1 protein-coding gene is annotated in these 238 nt (G+C 50.8%); it reads right to left on the minus strand.

Annotated features, from left to right (window positions below; all coding sequences use genetic code 11):
- Positions 1 to 238 (minus strand): hypothetical protein (locus tag SB717_RS39305; RefSeq protein WP_410908727.1); only part of this gene is annotated, 238 nt, incomplete at both ends.

A 238-nucleotide genomic window follows, 5' to 3' on the forward strand; every position in this document is an offset into this window, starting at 1 on the left:
TCAGCGTCAGCCGTTGACATAACAGCGCTTAGCACCATGGCGGCGATGCCGATGCGTTGTTTCATGTTCATGTCTGATTCTCCCTGGGCGGTTGGAATAGGCAGAGCCCGTATGTATTCAACTCTCGGAGGATCAGTTTGTAACCTGTTATAAGTAACAGGTATGGCGAAGTGATATTTAGTCAGCGCTGTCTCCGAACCACTGATCCTGGCGCTCGATTTTCCAGGCGATGAACCAC

It is taken from the genome of Priestia sp. SIMBA_032 (genome assembly GCF_046535215.1).
GTDB classification, from domain to species: Bacteria; Bacillota; Bacilli; order Bacillales; family Bacillaceae_H; genus Priestia; species Priestia aryabhattai.